Genomic DNA, 19786 nt, shown 5'->3' with positions numbered 1-19786 from the left:
ATGACGCAAACGAACCGCGATCCGATCGACGCGCAAGACGTATTCGTCTTTCCGCAATCGCGCGCGCAGCGGCGCGTGTGGATGCTGGCCGAGCTCGATCCGGACTCGACCGCGTATGCGATACCGCTCGCGCTGCGCATCGGCGGCGCGCTCGACGCCGACGCGCTCGCGCGCAGCCTCGATGCGCTCGTGCGCCGGCACGAGATCCTCCGCACGAGTTACGGCGCGGTCGACGGCCGGCCGATGCAGTTCGTGCACGCGACGGCCTCGTTCGAGCTCAAGCGCGCGCGGATCGCCAGCGACGCGCTGCACGCGCGGCTCGCCGACGAAGCGGCGACGCCCTTCGACCTGCGCCGTCCGCAGATGCTGCGCGCGGCGCTCTTCGAGCTCGCGCCGGACGAGCACGTGCTGTCGCTCGTGTTCCATCACATCGCGTGCGACGGCTGGTCGCTCGACCGGATCGTCGCCGAGCTCGACGCGCAATACGCGTTCGAAACGGGCGCCGCCGCGCGCGCGCCCGCCGAGCCGGCGCTCCAGTACGGCGACTACGCGGCGTGGGAGGAAGACGCCGGCGATGCGCTGACGGCCGACGTCGACTTCTGGGCGAAGCGGCTTGCGCCGATCGAGCCGCTTCCGTTCGCGCTCGCGCGCGCCCGCGCCGAGGAACCGGCGTGCGAGCGCGCGGCCCGCGCGCGACGCGCGGAGCGCGGAAGGACGGCGCAACGCGCGCTGCCCGCATCGCTCGCCGAGCGCGCGGCGCGGGCAGCGCGCGAAGCCGACACGACGCCGTTCGTCGTGCTGCTCGCCGCGTTCGCCGCGCTGCTGCATCGCGCGAGCGGCGCGACGCGGCTTGCGATCGGCACGCCGGTCGCGAACCGGCCGCGGCCGGAGTTCGAGCCGATGATCGGCTTTTTCGCGAACACGCTCGTGCTCGACGTCGACGTTTCGAACGAGCCCGGCTTCGCGACGTTGCTCGAGCGCTGCCGCGGCGTCGCGCTCGAAGCGTTCGCGCATTCGCGCGCGCCGTTCGACGAAGTCGCGCGGCGTCGCGCGCGCGACGCCGTCGACACGCCGCTCTTTCACGCGATGTTCGCGCTGCAGAGCGCGCCGCTTCGCGAGCCGCGACTCGGCGCGTCGACGATCGACGTCGTGCCGGTATTCCCCGCCGCCGCGAAATTCGACCTGACCTTCATGCTCGAGCCGCGCGCGGACGCGCTGCACGCGGCGCTCGAGCATCGCAGCGACGTGCTCGATGCGCCGACGGCCGATCAATGGCTCGCAAGCTTCGCCGATCTACTCGACGCCGTGCTGCGAGAGCCGGGCATGCCGATCGCGCGCCTGTCGCTGCCGAGGCTCGCGGCGCCGCCCGCGATCGGCTCGCCGCGCGCGGCCGCTCCGTCGTCGCGGCCCGCCGCGGCAAGGCGCGGGGACGACTGCGGCAACGGCAACGGCAACGACAACGACAACGACAGCGACAGCGACAGCGACAACGGCGACGTCGCCCGCACGCCGCCCGCGACGCCCACCGAGCGCGCGCTTGCGGACATCTGGGCTCGCATTCTCGGCCGCGAACCGGGTCGCGACGAGAGCTTTTTCTCGCTCGGCGGCGACAGCCTGAGCGCGTTGCGCGCGATCGTCGAAGCGCGCGGCAAAGGATTGCTGCTGACGCCGGGCCAGATGCTCGGCGGCCTCAGCCTGCGCGCGCTCGCCGACGAGCTCGACCGGCAGCCGCGCGCCGAGGCCGCGCCCGCCGCCGCGCCCGCCGCCGGCGAGCCGCGCGCGCACGACGCGCTGCCGCCGACGCCGATCCTTGCGTGGTTCGCCGGGCTCGCGCTCGACGCGCCGGATCACTGGGCGCAGACGATCGTGCTCGAAACGACGCACGCGATCGCGCCCGAACGGCTGCGCGGCGCGTTGCGCGAGTTGGCCGCGCAGCACGCGGCGCTGCGTCAGCGCGTGACGCTCGACGCGGGCCGCGCGAGCGTCGTGTTCGAGCCGGACGACGACCGCTCGCCCGACGGGCGCGACATGATCGACACCCTCGATATGCACGACGGGCGCGACCGCTTTCCGCTCGACGTCCGCACGGTCGAGCACGACGACGAAGCACGCGACGCGATCGCGTCGCTCGCCGCAAGGCTCGATCTGCGTCGCGGCCCGCTCGCGCGCGCCGCGCTGCTCGCCCGCGACGGCGCGCCGACGCTGCTCGCGCTCGCCGTCCATCACGTCGCCGTCGATGCGTTCTCGTGGTCGGTGCTGCTGCACCAGCTCGCCGCGTCGCTCGCCGGCGACGCGGCGCCGCCCGCCGCAGCCGCATCGCTCGCCGACTGGCATCGTGCGGCGCGCACGGCGGCGCTGGCGGCCGATCCGGCGCCGTGGCTCGCGCTCGCCGCGCGCGGCTTCCCGGCCTTGCCGACGCGCCCGGACGCGACCGCGCCCGGGCTCGAAGCGGATACGCTCGTCGAAACCCGCCGTCTGCCGCCGCAGCAGACGGCGCGCCTGCTGGACACCGCGCCGGCCGGCCGCCGTTCGCGCACGCAGGCGATCCTGCTCGCATCGCTGTGCGCGGCGCTCGCGCCCGCGCTCGCGAGCGAGCGCGTCGCGCTCACGCTCGAGCATCACGGCCGGGACGGCGAGCACGGCGTCGACGTGTCGTCGCTCGTCGGCTGGTTCACCGCGCTCAGCCCGATCGTCGTCGACGACTGCCTGCGCGGCGCGCCGCTCGATCTCGTCGCCCGCGCCGCGCATGCGCTCGCCGCGCTCGCGCCGCGCCGGCACGAGTACGGCCTCGCGCGCTGGCTCGGCGCGTCGCCCGACGTCCGCCGGCGGCTCGACGCGGCCGGGCTGCCGGAGATCAGCTTCAATTTCCTCGGCGTCGTCGCCCGCCCGGCGGGCGGCGCGTTCGCGCTGCGCCCGGACCTGATCGTCGGCGAGCGCGCCGCCGCGAATCGCCGCAGCTTCACGCTCGATGTCGTCGCGAGCGTCATCGACGGCGAACTGCGGATGGACTGGCGCTACTCGCCGAAGGTGCTCGATCCACAGCTCGTCCGCGACGCGGCGCAGCGCTGGATCGAGCAGCTCGCGGCGCTGCTCGACGCGATCGCGCGCGCACCGCGGCTCGCGGCCGACCATCCGCTCGCGCGCGTCACGCAGCGCGAGCTGGACGAACTGGCGCCCCGCGTCGCCGATGCCGCGACGCTCTGCAGCCTCACGCCGCTGCAGGAAGGCATGCTGTTCGAGGCGAACGCGCATCGCGCATCGTCGGCGTTTCACGAGCAGCTCACCGCGGTCGTCGACGGCCCTCTCGACCCGCGTCGCTTCGCGGCCGCGTGGCAAACGATGCTCGAGCGGCACGACGCGCTGCGCGCGGGCTTCATCGCGCGCGCGGACGGCCGCCCGATCCAGTTCGTCGATGCGCGGCCGACGTTGCCCGTCGCGTGGCTCGACTGGTCCGCGGCGGCCGCGCCCGGCGATCAGGACGCGCTGCTCGCACGATGGCTGCGCGACGACGCCGCACGGCCGTTCGACCTGTCACGCCCGCCGCTGATGCGGCTCGCGATCGCGACGCTCGGGCCGCGGCGTCATCGCTGGCTGTGGAGCTTCCATCACATCCTGCTCGACGGCTGGTCGATTCCCGTCTTCTTCCGCGAGTTGATCGCGATCTACGCGGGCCGCGAAGCCGCGCTGCCCGCGCCGCGTCCGTTCGCCGACCACCTCGCGTGGCTCGCGCTGCGCGCGCCCGACGCGACGCGCGACGCCTGGCGGCAGCGCCTGGCCCGCCTGCAGCCGGCGCGTCTCGCCGCGCCCGCGCGCGGCCCCGCGCGTCACGCGCGACGCGAGATCGCGCTCGACCGAGCGACGAGCGACGCGATCGAGCGGCTCGCGCGCGACGCGGACGTCACCGCGAGCGCCGTGTTCGACGCGGCCTGGGCGCTGCTGCTCGCGCGCAGCGGCGTCGGCGCCGACGTCGCGTTCGGCGTCACGCTGTCGGGCCGCTCGAGCGGCGCGCCGGGCGCCGACGCGATGATCGGCCTCTTCATCAACACGCTGCCGCTGCGCGTGACGCTCGCGCCCGCGCAGACCGTCCGCGCGCTGCTCGCGCGCGTGCGGCAGGGGCTCGCCGAGCTGCACGCGAGCGAGCACGAACGGCTGTCCGACATCCTGCGCGCGGCCGACGCCGGCACGAACGACTTGTTCGACACGCTCGTCGTGTTCGAGAACTACCCTGTCGAAGGCGACTTCGCCGCGCCGAGCGGTCTCGCGTTCGCGCGGCCCGACTATCACGAGCACACGAACTATCCGGTCACGCTCGCGGTCATTCCCGGCGAGCGCTTCGCGCTGCGGCTCGAATACGACGCGAACCGCTATCCGGATGCGCACGCGGCGGCGCTCGTCGAGCGCCTCGCGCGGCTGCTCGAACGGTTCGCGGCGACGCCCGACGCGACGCTCGCGACGGTCGGCGACGACGGCGGGCGTCTCGCGGCCGCCCGCGCGCGGCCGGCATTCGCATTCACGTTCGCATCCGGCTCCCGATCCGCGAGCGCGCCGGTTGCCGCGCCGGTTGCCGATCCGTCGAGCGACGACGATGCGCCACCGCTCGCGCACACGCTGTTCGAACGCGCCGCCGCGCGCTACCCGCATGCGCCCGCGCTGATTGCGCCGGAGGGCACGCTGACCTATGCGGCGCTCGCGCGCCGCGCCGGCGCGATCGCCGCGCAACTGCGCCGGCGCGGCGTCGGACCGGAGGCGATCGTCGGCATGATGCTGCCGCGCGGCGCCGACGCGATCGCGGCGCTTCTCGGCATCCTGAAAGCGGGCGCCGCGTACCTGCCGCTCGACCCGGCCTACCCGCCCGCGCGCTCGGGCTACATGCTGCGCGACGCCGGCGCGCGCTTCGTGATCGGTCCGGCCGGCCTGACGCCGATCGATGCCGGCGATGTCGTCGCGCTTCGCCTCGCCGATTTGCTCGAACTCGAGTTCGACGCGAACGCGAACGCCGGCGCCGGCGCGCCGACGCAAGCTGCGCCCGGCCGCGCACAGCCGCCTTCGAGCCTCGCATACGTGATCTATACGTCGGGCTCGACTGGTGAGCCCAAAGGCGTCGGCGTCACGCACGCGGGCATCGCGAACATGTGCCGCGCGATGCGCACGGGCTTCGCGGTCGACGCGACGAGCCGCGTTTTCCTGTTTCCGCCGCTGACGTTCGATGCGTCGGTCGCCGAGATCTTCACCGCACTGTCGAGCGGCGCCGCGCTCGCGCTGCCGCCCGAGGGCGCGAAGCAGAGCGACACGTCGACCGCGCTGATCGAAGCGGCCCGCTCGGGCGGCGTCACGCACGCGACGCTGCCGCCGTCGCTCCTCGCAGTACTCGACGACGCGGATCTCGCCGGCGTGAAGACGATCGTCGCCGCCGGCGAAGCCGCGCCCGCCGGCCTGCTCGCGCGCTGGGCGCGCAGCCGGCGCGTCGTCAACGCGTACGGGCCGAGCGAGGCGACCGTCTGCGCGAGCATGCACGTCTGCGATGCGCGCGAGCCGCTGCCGCCGATCGGCGCGGGCATCGACGGCGCACGCACGATCGTGCTCGACGACTGGCTCGGCGCGGCGCCCGTCGGCGTCGCGGGCGAGATCTGCGTCGGCGGGCCCGCGCTCGCGCGCGGCTATCTCGGCCGCCCCGGCCTCACCGCGGCGAGCTTCGTGCCCGACCCGACGTCGGCCGAGCCGGGCGCGCGCCTCTATCGGACGGGCGATCGCGGCGTCGCGCTCGCCGACGGCTCGATCCGCTACCTCGGCCGCGCGGGCGGCCACGTGAAGCTGCGCGGCTACCGGATCGATCCGGACGGCATCGCCGGCGTGCTGCTGCGGCATCCGTCGGTGCGCGACGCGCTCGTCGACGTGACCGAGCATCGGCGTCGTCCGGAACTGACCGCGTTCGTGATCCCGCACGCCGGCGCGCTCGACGTCGACACGCTCCGCGCGCACGCGGCGCGCGAGCTCGCGCCGCACGAGGTGCCCGCGCGCTTCGTCGGCGTGCCGGCCTGGCCGCTCACGTCGTCGGGCAAGATCGATCGCGCGGCGCTGCGCGACGCGCACGCGCCGCGCGCGGACGCGGACGCGGACACGGTTGCCGACGCGCCGCGCGACGACGTCGAAACATGGGTCCGCGACGCGTTCCGGCACGTGCTCGGCGCGCCCGACGCGCGCGTCGACGACGACTATTTCGCGCTCGGCGGCGACTCGATCCTCGCGTTGCAGGTGAGCGCGACGATGCTGCGGCACGGCGTCAAGATCGGCGCCGGCGAAGTGCTCGAACTGCGCACGCCGCGCGCGATCGCCCGGACCTGCCGCGAGCGGCTCGCGACCGACGCGCGAACGCTCGCTCACGAGGCCGAGCCCGAATCGGCCGACGTCCCGCTCGCGCCGATCCAGCGATGGTTCCTCGAGCGCGGCGGCGACGCGCCGCGGCGCTTCACGATCGACGTGCGCCTCACGCTCGCGGCGCCGCTCGATCCCGACGCGCTCGCCCGCGCGCTCGCGACGCTGTCGCAGCGTCACGACGCGTTGCGCCTGCGCGTCGAGCGCGGGCCGCGCGGCTGGCGCCAACGCTACGCGCCGCGCGACGGCGCGCCGCTGCTGCCGCTCGCGATCGCGTCCGGCGCGCTGCTCGACGAGGCCGCGCTCGACGCGCATGCCGCCGCGCAGCAGGCGGCGCTCGATCCGGTGCGCGGGCCGGTCGCGCGGGCGTCCTATGCGCCGCACGGACCGAGCGGCGCGCCGGAGCTGATTCTCGTCGCGCATCACCTCGTGATGGACGTCGCGTCGTGGCGCATCCTGCTGGCGGATCTCGACACGTGCTACGGCGCGGCGCGACGCGGCGAGCCGATGCCCGCCGCGCCCCGCTCGACGAGCTACCGCCGCTGGAGCGAAGCGCTGCTCGCGACGGCGCACGCACGCGAGCCCGAGCGCGCGTTCTGGGAATCGATGCTCGCCGCGGACGCGCGCGACGCGGGCCGCGCGCTCGGCTCGCCGGGCCGCGTCGGCGCGCTCGACGTCGTGCGGATCGGCTTCGACGCCGCGCTCACCGCGCGGCTGAACGGCTCGCTGAACCGCGTGCACGACACCCGCGCGCCAGAGCTGCTGCTCGCCGCGCTCGCCCGCGCATGGGCGCGCTGGACGCGCGGCGCGGCGCTGCGGCTCGACGTCGAAGGCCATGGACGCCACGCGCCTCCGGGCGTCGACGCGGACCTGTCGCGGACGGTCGGCTGGTTCACCTGCGTGTATCCGCTGCGCATCGAATCCGACGACGACTGGGACGCCGCGATATCGCGCGCGAAAACGCTGCTGCGCGCGGTGCCGGACGGGGGCGTCGGCTTCGGCGTGCTGACGCGGCACGAAGGCGCCGACGCGCTCGTCGACGCGCCCCCGCGCGCCGTCAGCTGGAACTACCTCGGCGCGGCCGCCGACGGCGACGCCGGCGCGCTGCCCGAGCTCGGCGCGCGCGTCGCGGCGGGCGGCCTGCCCGACGGCCGCGCCCCCGACGACACCGTCGCGCATCCGCTCGCGATCGACGCCGCGATCGCCGCGGGCGAGCTGTCGATCCGCTTCGCGTACAGCGGCGAGCCGCGCGATGCCGCCGAGCCGCCCGACATCGCCCGGCTCGCCGCGCTGACGGACGAAGCGATCCGCGCGCTGTGCGCGCATCTGAGCGCGCGGCTCGACGCATCGCCCGCCCCGTCGCAACGGCATCTGCACCCGCTGCCGGGCGGCGAGCATCTGAAGCCCGCCGAACTCGACGCCCTGATTCTCGACATTACGGATACCGAATGAGCCAAGCGCAGATCAGCCCCGCGATCCCCGAGTCGCGAACCGCTCCTGTCGTGGAGCGCATCATCGGACTGTCGCCGCTGCAACGCGGGATGCTGTTTCACGCGTTGGCGGCGCCCGACAGCCCGGCCTATTTCGAGCAGATCGTCTGCCGGCTCGACGGCGACGTCGATCCCGAGCGCTTCCGCCGCGCGCTCGCCGCGCTCGTACGCCGCCACGAGACGCTGCGCAGCGCGTTCGTCACGCGCGGGCAGTCGGAGCCGCGGCAGGTCGTGTTCGCCGACGCGACGGTGCCGCTTACCGTCGAGGACTGGCGCGCACGCGCGGCCGACGCGCGCGCCGACGCGCTCGAACGCTTCCTCGACGCGCAGCGCGGGCAGGGCTTTCGGCTGAACCGCCCGCCGCTGATGCGCGTCGCGCTGATCCGCGAAACGGACGTGCGCTGGACGCTCGTCTGGACGCACCATCACGTGATCATCGACGGCTGGTCGCTCCCGCTGCTGCTGAAGGATTTTCTCGCGCTCTACGCGAATCCGGCACACGCGCCGCGGCCGCCCGCCCGCTTCGCCGATTACGTCGACTGGCTCGGCGCGCAGGATCGCGCGCGCGACGTCGCCGCGTGGCGCATGCTGCTCGACGGCGCGAACCTGCCGATGCCGCTCGGAATCGACCGCCCGGCCCGCCCGGGCGAAGACGGCAAGCGCATGCGCGCGTTGCGCGCCGCGCTTCCCGCCGCGGACATCGCACGGCTCGCGGCAACCGCGCGCGTCTCGGTCGGCACCGTGCTGATCGGCGCATGCGCGCTGGTGCTGAGCCGGCTCTCCCGCGCCGACGAAGCCGTGTTCGGTCTCGTGCTGTCGGGCCGCACGGCGCCCGTCGACGGCATCGAGCAGATGGTCGGGCTCCTCGCGAACACTGCGCCGTTCCGGATCGGCGTGCCGGGCGCGCGCGGCGTCGCCGACTGGCTCGGCGACGTGCAGCGCGGCCAGCACGGCCTGCAGCGGCTCGCGCACTGCGCGCTGCCCGACGTGCGCGACGCAGCGGGCGTCGCATCGGACCGGCCGCTCTTCGAATGCCTCGTCGCGGTCGACAACTTTCCGTTGCAGGACGCGCTCGAGACAGCCGGCGTCGGCTTCCGGATCTCGGACGTGCGGCAGGAAGAGCATACGCATCTGCCGCTCACGCTGAGCTTTGCGCCGGGGCCCCGGCAGATCGCCGTCAAGCTCGGCTTCGACGAAGCGCGCATCGACGCGCACGCCGCGCACGGCGTGCTCGCCGCGTTGCTTCACGTCGCGCGGACCTTCGTCGAGCACGCGTCGGCCGAGCTGCGCGACATCGGCCTGCGGCCGGCGAGCGCCGCAGCGCACGCGGCGGCGGCAGCGGCGCCGCCGGCGCGCTTGCCCGCCGCGCGCGCGCCCGGCCTCGCGCAGCAATTCCTCGCCGTCGCCGCCGGCGCGGGCGAACGCATCGCCGTCACGCATCCGGGCGGCCACGCTTCATACGCGCAGCTCGCCGACGCGGCCCGCGCGATCGCCGCGCGGCTGCGCGACGCGGGGCTTGCGCGCGGCGATCGCGTCGCGCTGCTGCTCGAACGCGACGCCGCGCAAGTCGCCGCGATGCTCGGCGTGCTGCTCGCGGGCGGCTGCTACGTGCCGCTCGACAGCACGCATCCGGACGAACGGCTCGCGTACATCGTCCGCGACAGCGGCGCGCGTCATCTGCTCACGGTGCGCTCGACGGCGGCGCGCGCGCCGCAGGGCTGCGACGCGCTGCCGATCGACGACGCCTTCGGCCGGCCCTGCGCCGCCGGCGCCGCGTTCGAGCCCGTCGAGCGCGATCAGCCGGCGTACGTGATCTATACGTCGGGCTCGACCGGCGCGCCGAAGGGCGTGCTCGTGAGCCACGACAACGTGAGCCGCCTGTTCGCCGCGACGCGCGAGCCCTTCGGCTTCGGCCCCGCCGACACGTGGAGCTGCACGCACTCGTTCGCATTCGACTTCTCGGTGTGGGAGCTGTGGGGCGCGCTGCTGCACGGCGGGCGCGTCGTGATCGCGTCGCGGGACGCCGCGCGCGATCCGGATGCGCTCCTCGCGCTCGTCGCCGACGAGCGCGTGACGATGCTGAGCCAGACGCCGTCGTCGTTCCGGATGCTCGACGAGGCCGACGCGCGGCGTCGGCCGGCGCTCGCGCTGCGGCACGTCGTGTTCGGCGGCGAGGCGCTCCACCCGCGCGACCTCGCCGGCTGGATCGCGCGGCACGGCGACGCGGCGCCGCGCCTGACCAACATGTACGGCATCACCGAGATCACCGTGCACGCGACGCTGCGACGGATGCGCGAGCGCGACGTCGCGACCGACGCGTCGCCGATCGGCGAGCCGCTTTCGGACCTGTCGATCCGCGTCGTCGACGCGTACGGGCACGACGTCCCGGACGGCGCGACGGGCGAGCTCCTGATCGGCGGCGCGGGCGTCGCGACCGGCTACCTGAACCGCCCCGACCTCACCGCGCAGCGCTTCACGGGCGACGGCGCGGCGCGCGTCTACCATTCGGGCGACCTCGCGCGGCGCGACGCGAACGGCGAGCTCGTGTTCGTCGGCCGCAGCGACGACGCGCTCAAGATCCGCGGCCACCGGATCGAGCCGAACGAAGTCCGCGCGGCGCTCCTCGCGCATCCGGAGATCGCGGACGCGTTCGTCGCGGCCGAGCGGCGCGATGCCGACGCGCGCCTGTGCGCGTGGTTCATCGCGAAACCCGGCGCCGCCGTCGACGCCGACGCGCTGCGCCGGCATCTCGAAGCGCGGCTGCCGGCGCACGAAGTGCCGTCGTTCCTGATCGCGACGCGCGCGTTCGAGCTGACGTCGAACGGCAAGCTCGACCGGCGCGCGCTGCCCGCGCCGGCGCGCGCGGCCGATGCGCCCGTGCCGCCGCGCAACGCCGACGAGGAGGCGCTCGCCGCCATCTGGCGCGAAGCGCTCGGCGTCGACGTGGTCGGCGTGCGCGACGACTACTTCGCGCTCGGCGGCGACTCGATCCGCAGCATCCGCGTGGCGGGTCTCGCGCGCGAGCGCGGCTTCGACGTCGACATCGCGGATCTGTTCAGGCACCGGACGATCGAGGCGCTGCTCGCCGCGAAGCCGCACGGCGGCCGGCCCGGGCACGCGCCGCGCGACGATGCGCGGCCCGCCGCCGCGTTCGCGCTGATCACCGACGACGAGCGCCGGCGCCTGCCCGCGGACGTCGACGATGCGTACCCGCTCGCCCGCTTGCAGGCGGGCATGCTGCACCACGCCGAATCGGGCGACGAGCGCGGCCTGTACTACGACGCGATGTGCTTTCACGTCCGCGCGCGCATCGACGTCGCACGCCTGCCCGCCGCGCTCGACGCGCTCGCGGCCGCGCATCCGGCGCTGCGCACGAGCTTCCTGCTCGACGGCGTCGACCGTCCGCTGCAGCTCGTGCATGCGCGGGCGACGCCGCAGGCGAGCGTCGAGGACCTGACCGCGCTCGATCCGCTCGAGCGCGAGCGACGCTTCACGGACTTGCTCGCGCGCCTGCGCGCCGAGCGGTGCGACCCGCGGCGGCCGTCGCTGCTGCGGATCGTGCTGCAGGCGCTCGATCGCGACGAATGGCAGATCGGCATCGCCTTCCATCACGCGATCCTCGACGGCTGGAGCGTCGCGCGGCTGCTCGCCGATTTCGCGACGCTCGTCGGCGGCGGGGCGATCGCCGCGCCGGCCACGCCGTATCGCGAATTCGTGAGGCTCGAGCGCGAAGCGGCCGCGAACGCCGATACGCAGCGCTTCTGGGCGCAGCGGCTCGCCGACGCGCCGTCGAGCGCGCTGCCGCGCTGGCCGCGCGCGGCGCGCGACGACCGCACGCCGCGCGCCGGCCGGCGCGAGCGCGCGCTGCCCGCGGCGACCGCGGCCGCGCTGCGCGCGCACGCGGAACAGAGCGGGCTGCCGCTCAAGTCGCTGCTGCTCGCGATCCATCTGCAGGTGCTGTCGCTCGCGTGCGGCGCGCGCGACGTCGTGACGGGGCTCGTGTCGAACGGCCGCCCGGCCGCGTCCGACGGCGCGGCGATGGTCGGGCTGTTCCTCAACACGCTGCCGCTGCGGCTGCGCGTCGACGCGCGCAGCTGGGCCGATCTCGCGCGCGCGGCGGCCGCCGCCGAGGCGGATCTGTTCCCGCATCGCCGCTATCCGATGGCCGCGATGGCGAGCCTGCGCGCCGCCGGCGATCGCGCGGCATGGTTCGACACGTCGTTCAATTTCGTCGACTTCCACGCATACGACGCGCTGCGGCGCGACGGCGCGCTGACCGTCGTCGAGGCCCGCCGCCACGAGGCGCTCGAGATTCCGTGCGCGACGACGTTCGCGGTCACGCGCGACAACGACGGCGCGCGCGGCGTGACGGTCTCGCTGTCGTACGATCGCGACGCGTTCTCCGACGCGCAGATCGATTGGCTCGCCGATCGCTACGTGCAGGCGGCCGAGCGCTTCGCCGCACGGCCGGACGACGCCTGCGAGCGCTTCGCCGCGGCGGACGGCGCCGCGCTGCGCGCGTCGTGCGGCGCGCATGCCGACGTGCCCGCGGGCGACCTGCTTGCGCGCGTGCGTGCGGCGGCGCGCGCGCATCCGCAGCGCTGCGCGGTGCGCGGCGTCGACGAGCGCCTCGACTTCGCCGCGCTCGACGCCGCGTCCGATGCGCTCGCCGCGCGCCTCGCGCAGCGCGGCGTCGGCGCGGACACGATCGTCGCGATCGCACTCGCGCCAGGCGACGTGCGGCTCGCGATCGCGCTCGTCGGGGTGCTCAAGTCGGGCGGCGCGTATTGCCTGCTCGACATCGCCGGGCTGCCGCTCGCGCGGCTGCAGTCGACGCTTGACGACGCGCGGCCTGCGCTCGTCGTCGCGACCGCGGCGACGGCCGCGCAACTGCCGCCTTGCCATTGCGACGTCGTCCTGATCGACGACTGCCGCGCGCCGGCCAACGCCGCGCCGCGCGTCGAGGCGATCGTTCGCAACGTGCCGGACGACGCGCTCGCATACCTCGTCTTCACGTCGGGCTCGACCGGGCGGCCGAAGCCGATCGCCGTCTCGCGCGGCGCGCTCGCGAATCACATGCGGTGGATGGCGCGCCGCTTCCCGCTCGACGCAGCGGACGTCGTGCTGCAGAAGACGCCCGTGAGCTTCGACGCGTCGGTCTGGGAATTCTGGGCGCCGCTCGCGAGCGGCGCGACGCTCGCGCTCGCGCCGGCCGACGCGTCGCGCGACGTGGGCGCGCTCGCCGACGCGATCGAGCGCAGCGGCGCGACGGTCGTGCAACTCGTGCCGAGCCTGCTCGACGTGATGCTCGACGCCCCGGCCGCGCTCGCGCGGATGGGGCGCGTCACGCGCGTGTTCGTCGGCGGCGAGGCGCTGCGCGGCGCGACGGTCGAGCGCTTCCGGCAAAAGCTGCGCGCGCGGCTGATCAACCTGTACGGCCCCGCCGAGACGACCATCGACGCGTCGAGCTGCGTTGTCGTCGATCGGGCGGACGCGAACGATGCGAGCGATGCGAACGACGCGAACGACGGCGCGAGCGACGCCCGCATCGCACACGCCCCGGCCGCGGCGGCCGTTGCATCGCCCGCCGCGCCGCCCTCGCTCGGCGCGCCGATCGACAACGTTCGCCTGTTCGTGCTCGACGACCGGATGCAGCCGTCGCCGCCCGGCGTCGCGGGCGAGATCTGGATCGGCGGCGCGGGACTCGCGCGCGGCTATCACGGCCGCCCCGGCGAAACGGCGCGGCGCTTCCGCCCTGACCCGCTGCCGGGCGTCGACGGCGGCCGCCTCTACCGCACGGGCGACCTCGCGCGCCGCCTGCCCGACGGCCGCCTCGACTATCTCGGCCGCCGCGATCATCAGGTGAAGCTGCGCGGCTGGCGAGTCGAGCTCGGCGAGATCGAAAGCCTGCTCGCGACGCATCCGGCCGTGCGCCGCTGCGCGGTACTGCCGCGCGACTTGCCGGACGGCAGCGTGCGCCTCGTCGCGTGGATCGAGCCGCACGCGCCGACGCCCGCGTCCGGCGACGCCGCGCCGCCCGACTACCGGCGCTTCCTGAGCGAGCTGCTGCCCGCGTCGCTGATACCGGGCGCGTTCCGCGAAATCGCCGACTGGCCGCGCTTGCCGAACGGCAAGACCGATCGCGGCGGCTTCCCGTCCGTCGATTCCGCGCACGGCGCGCCGCCGTCGCGCGCCCCCGCGACGGCCGTCGAGCGGATGCTCGCCGAGATCTGGCGCGAGCTGTTGCCCGGACAGGCGGAGATCGGCGTCGATGACGATTTCCTCGCGCTCGGCGGCGACTCGATCGTCAGCCTGCAAGTGAGCGCGCGCGCCCGGCAGCGCGGCTGGCAGATCTCGCCGCGCGACCTGTTCGAGCATCCGACGATCGCCGCGCTCGCGCGCGTCGCGGTGCGCGCCGCGCCCGACGCGCGGGCCGCCGCGCAGCCGGGCCCCGTGCCGCTCACGCCCGCGCAGGCGTGGTTCTTCGCGCTGCGCCAGCCGACGCCCGCGCACTGGAACCAGGCGCTGATGCTGCGCGTGCCGGGCGCGCTCGGCGAGGATGCCGTGCGTGACGCGCTCGCGGCCGTCGTCGCCGCGCACGACGTGTTCCGCCTGCGCTTCCGGATCGGCGACGACGGCGTCGAGCAGGATCTGCTCGCCGACGCGCCCCCGCCGCACGCGTGGTTCCGCTCGGCGCGCGTGCCGTCAGACCGCGCGGCCGCCGCCGGCGCGCTCGCGTCGCTCGCGGGCGAAGCGCAGCGCGGCCTCGACCTCGCCGCGCCGCCGCTCTTTCGCGCCCTTCACGTGCACGGCTTCGCGGACGGCTCGGCGCGGCTGCTGCTCGTGATGCACCACCTGATCGTCGACGGCGTGTCGTGGCGCGTGCTGACGAGCGACCTGCACGACGCGCTGAACGCGCGGCCCGTCGCCGCGTCGCCGTCCGGCTTCGTCGACTGGGCGCGCGCGCAGGCCGCGCTCGACGTCGACGACGCCGAGCGCGGCTACTGGCTCGACGCCGCGCCGCGCGCCGCCCTCGCGTGCCGGGGCGCGGCGCCCGCCACGCGGCGCGCGCATGCGGCGCGCTACGCGGATCTGCGCACGCTCGAGCTCGCACTCGACGCCGACGCGACGACCCGCGTGCTGCGGGACGGCGCGGCGCGCCTGCACGCGAGCGCGCAGGAGCTCCTGCTCGCCGCGCTCGCGACGGCGCTCGCCGAAGCGGCGCGCGCGGACAGCGTCGGCGTGACGATCGAGCACCACGGCCGCGGCGACGGCGACGACGCCGACGCGACGCTCGTGCGCGCGGTCGGCTGGTTCACGACGCTCTACCCGCTCGCCGTCGAACGGCTCGACGCGGCGTCGCCGCTCGCGCGGCTGCGCGCGGTGAAGCATGCGCTGCGGGCCGTGCCGGCGCACGGCCGCGGCTACGGGCGGCTGCGCCACGGCGCGCGGCCCGACGACACGCTTGCGCGGGCCACGCTGCCCGACGTCTGCTTCAACTATCTCGGCCAGACGGACGGCGCGCTGCCCGCCGCGTCGCCCGTGCGGCTCGCCGACGACGACTGCGGCCCGAGCGCCGCCGCCGGCAACGACCGCGGCTTCGCGCTCGACATCGTGTCGTTCGTCGCGAACGGCCGGCTCGTCGTGCGCTGGAACTACGACGCGCGGACCTTCGACGAAGCGCGGGTGCGAGAGATGGCCGCGCGCGCGCAGGACGAGCTGCATGCGCTCCTCGCGGCGAGCGACGCACGGCTCGCCGCGGTGCCGAGCGACTTCCCGCTCGCGCGGGTCGCGGCCGACGCGCTGCCGGCGCTGCTCGACGCCGAGCCGAGCGTCACCGACGTGTGGAGCCTGACGCCGACGCAACAGGGCATGCTGTATCACGCGCGCGCCGCCGACGCGTCGGCGGGCGTCTATCTCGAGCAGATCGTCGCGGAGATCGAAGGCGAATGCGACGCGGCGCTGCTCGAACGGGCGTGGTCGCACGTGTATGCGCGGCACGACGCGCTGCGGGCGAGCTTCGCGTGGCGCGGCCTCGACGAGCCGGTGCAGCGCGTGCACGCGCCGCAGCCGCTCGCACTCGATACGCGCGAGATCGGCGCGCACGACGATCCCGAGCGCGCGCTCGCCGCGTTCCTCGCCAAGGACCGCGCGCGCGGCCTCGACCTCGCGCGGCCGCCGCTGATGCGCATCACGCTGCTGCGCCGCGGCGGCGCGCCGTGGCGTCTCGTGTGGACCCATCATCACGCGCTGCTCGACGGCTGGTCGATGGCGATCCTGCTCGGCGAAGTCGCGCACTGCTATGCGGCGTTCGCCGCCGCGCGCGCGCCCGAGCTGCCGGCCGCGCCGTCGTACGGCCGCTTCGTCGCCGCGCGCCGGCATGCGGCGCACGACTTGCGCGATGCCGAAGCATTCTGGCGCGCGACGCTCGGCGCGCATCACGCGCCGCTCGACCTGGGCCTCGCGCCCGTCGCCGCGACGGTCGCGACGGCCGCGCATGCGGCGCCGCCCAACACGCTGCGCCGCCGGCTGCCGCCCGGGCTGACGGCCGCGCTGAACGCCGTCGCCGCGCGCGAGCGCGTGACGCTCAACACCGTGATCGAAGGCGCGTACGCACTGCTGCTGTCGCGGATCGCGCGCACGCGCGACGTCACGTTCGGCGTCACCTTCGCCGGCCGCGACGTGGACGTCGCCGACATCGAACGCATGGTCGGCGCGCTGATCTCGACGCTGCCCGTGCGCGTCGACTGCCGGCCGGCGCTGTCCGTCGGCGCGTTCCTGCGCAAGCTGTTCGCCGCGCAGTCGGCGGTCGGCCGATACGCGCATTGCAGCCTCGTCGACATCCAGCGCTGGAGCGGCGCGAGCGCGCAGCAGCCGCTCTTCGACAGCGTGTTCGTCTACGAAAACTATCCGGTCGACCGGCGCGCGGGCGCGCACGAACGCGGTCTGCGGATCGGCGCGATCGACGCGAACGAAGCGTCGAACTATCCGCTGATGCTCTACGTGAAGCCGAACGCCGACGGCCTCGTCATCGACGCGGTGCACGACGCGTCGCGGCTGCCCGCCGCGCGCATGGGCCATCTGCTCGATGCGCTCGTCGAGCTCGTCTCGGGCATCGCATCCGGACGCGCTTGCACGATCGGCGCGCTCGCGTCGCGCGCGCCGGCCTCCCCACCGCGGCAAGCCGCGCCGCGCGCCGGCGACGACGCGCTGATCGACCTGTTCGGCCGAGCGCTCGACGCCGCGCCGGCAAGCGCGATCCGCGGGCCGGACCGGGCGATCGCTCGCGCCGCGCTGTTCGCGCAAGCGGGTCAGCTCGCCGAGCGGCTGGCGGCGGCGGGCGCGGCGCCCGGCTCGACGGTCGCCGTCTGCCTGCCGCGCGGCGTCGATTTGCTCGCGTCGCTCGTCGGCGTGCTGCTCGCGGGCGCCGCGTACGTGCCGATCGATCCGCTGCTGCCGGCCGAGCGCCGCGACCTGATGCTCGCCGACGCCGCGCCTGTCGCGATCGTCGCGCAGCCGGGCAGCGACATCGGCCGCGCGGGCGTGCCGATCGTCGCGCCGGCCCGCTTCGATGCGCGCGATCCGGACGGCGCGCGCGACGCCGAAGATGCGCAAGCCGCGCTGACCGCGGCGAAAGCGGCGCTCGCCCGTGCGCGGCGCGCGCATCCGGACGCGCTTGCGTACACGATCTTCACGTCCGGCAGCACGGGCCGCCCGAAAGGCGTCGACGTGCGCCACGGCGGCCTCGTCAATCTGCTGCGCAGCTTCGCCGCGCGCTTCCCGCTCGCGGCCGGTGACGTGCTGATGAGCGTCACGACGGTCTCGTTCGACATCGCGGCGCTCGAGCTCTTCCTGCCGCTCGTGACGGGCGCGCCGCTCGTGATCGCGTCCGCCGAGACGGCCGCGAACGGCGTCGCGCTCGCGCAGGAGATCGCGCGTCATCGCGTGAACGTGCTGCAGGCGACGCCGCTCACGTGGCGGCTCCTGCTGTCGGCCGACTGGCGGCCGCAGCCGGGCTTTCGCGCGTGGTGCGGCGGCGAGGCGCTGCCGCAGGATCTCGCCGACGCGCTCGTCGCGCGCGGCGTCGCGCTGCTGAACGTGTACGGCCCGACCGAGACGACGATCTGGTCGGCCGCGCAGCCCGTCGTCGACGCGGCCGTCGCCGGGCGGATCGGCGGCGCGCTCGATGCGACGCGCCTTCACGTCGTCGACGCGGACGGCCATGAAACGCCGACGGGCGTCGTCGGCGAGCTGATGATCGCGGGCGCGGGCCTCGCGCGCGGCTATGCGCGCCAGCCGGGGCGCACCGCGCGCAGCTTCCGCCCCGACCCGTTCTCGGCCGAGCCGGGCGCGCGCGCATACGCGACGGGCGACCTCGCGGTGCGCCACGACGACGGCACGCTGACGCTGCTCGGCCGCGCGGACGACCAGGTGAAGATCAACGGCTTTCGGATCGAGCTCGGCGACATCGAGACGCATCTGCGCGCGCTCGATCACGTCGCGGACGCGGCCGCGTCGGTCCGGCGCGGGCTCGACGGACGCGCTTGGGGCATCGAGGCGCACCTCGTGCTGCGCGACCCGGCGCGGCCGTTCGACGACGCGCCGCTGCGCGACGCGCTCGCGCGCCGGCTGCCCGCCTACATGGTCCCGCAGATGTTCGCGCTGCACGACGCGCTGCCGCGCACCGCGAACGGCAAGCTCGACCGCCGCGCGCTCGCGGCGCCGCCCGCGCGGCCGCTCGCCGCCGCGCCGCCGCGCGCCTCCGCGAACGCGCTCGAAGAAGCCGTGTGCGCGCTGTGGCGGCGCGTGTTCGACGACCGGTCGATCGCGCCCGACAGCGATTTCTTCCAACTGGGCGGCAACTCGCTGCTGCTCACGCAGATCCACGCGCGCGTGATCCGGCTGTTCGGCATCGAGCCGCCGCTCGGCGACATGCTCGCGAGCCGCACGCCGGCCGGCATGGCCGCGCTGATCGAGCGCCACGAAGCGTCGCCGGGCGCGGCGGCGAGGATCGCGGCCGCGTGGTCGAGGCTGCGCGACATGACGCCCGCCGAGCGCGACGCGCTGCGGCACGCGCACGCGGCGAAGCAATCCGGTTCCGCCGTCGTCAACGAGGAGATCGGCGATGCGAATTGAAGGAGCGACGGCGCTCGTGACGGGCGCGGCGAGCGGCATCGGCAAACGCTTGTGCGAGGCGCTGCTGGCGGCGGGCGCGGCGCGGGTGATCGGCTTCGACCACCATGCGGCGGGCCTGCGCGCGCTCGCCGACGCGCTCGACGCGCCCGCGCGGCTACGCGCGATGGCGGTCGACGTGAGCCAGGAGCGCGCGGTCGCGGCCGCGATGGCCGAGCTCGTCGAAGACGACGCGCTGCCCGACGTGCTCGTCAACAACGCGGGCGTGCTGCGCGACGGCCGGCTCGCGACGCTCGACGCAAGCGGCTACGCGCGCAAGCTGCCGACCGCGCAATGGGGCGGCGTGATCGGCATCAACCTGACGGGGCCGTTCCTGCTCGCGCGCGAGTTCGTGGCCGCGCGGCTCGAGGCCGGCGCGCGGCGCGACGGCCTCATCGTCAACATCTCGTCGGTCAGCAGCGCCGGCAACGCGGGCCAGTCGAACTACGCGGCCGCGAAGGCCGGTCTCGACGCGCTGACCCGCACGTGGGCGATCGAGCTCGCCGAGCATCGCGTGCGCGTCGCGGGGCTCGCGCCCGGCCTCACCGACACGCCGATGGCCGCCGCGCTCGACCCCGCGACCCGCGAGCAGTTGATCGCCGCGATGCCGCTTCGCCGGATGGTGACGACCGATGAAATATGGCTCGGGCTGCGCTTCATCATCGAATGCGACGCGTACGTCGGCCGCACGCTCGCCATCGACGGCGGCGCCGCGTTCGGATGAGCGCCGCCGTCGCCCGCCCGTCGCTTCG

General features: G+C 75.3%; 3 protein-coding genes. All 3 read left to right on the top strand.

Going from position 1 to position 19786, the window contains the following annotated elements:
• From BG90_RS31115 to BG90_RS15050, 3 genes are read left to right on the top strand one after another with little or no spacing between them, the layout of a single operon-like run.
• Positions 1-7824, top strand: a complete 7824-nt coding sequence (locus BG90_RS31115) for a non-ribosomal peptide synthetase (RefSeq protein ID WP_052712369.1) — start codon at positions 1-3, stop codon at positions 7822-7824.
• The gene (locus BG90_RS15055) at positions 7821-18998 is read left to right on the top strand and encodes a non-ribosomal peptide synthetase (RefSeq protein ID WP_052712368.1); all 11178 of its coding nucleotides are present in this window, start codon (positions 7821-7823) and stop codon (positions 18996-18998) included. The genes BG90_RS31115 and BG90_RS15055 overlap by 4 nt, the downstream gene beginning before the upstream one ends.
• Positions 18988-19758 carry an SDR family NAD(P)-dependent oxidoreductase gene (locus BG90_RS15050; protein ID WP_010121584.1) on the top strand — a complete coding sequence of 257 codons (771 nt, stop codon included), beginning with the start codon at positions 18988-18990 and terminating at the stop codon, positions 19756-19758. Before BG90_RS15055 ends, BG90_RS15050 begins: the two co-directional genes overlap by 11 nt.
• Positions 19759-19786 lie beyond the last annotated feature (28 nt).

Source organism: Burkholderia oklahomensis C6786 (assembly GCF_000959365.1).
GTDB lineage: Bacteria > Pseudomonadota > Gammaproteobacteria > Burkholderiales > Burkholderiaceae > Burkholderia > Burkholderia oklahomensis.
The sequence above is the reverse complement of the archived record's forward strand: the minus strand, read 5'-3'. Positions and strand labels throughout refer to the sequence as shown.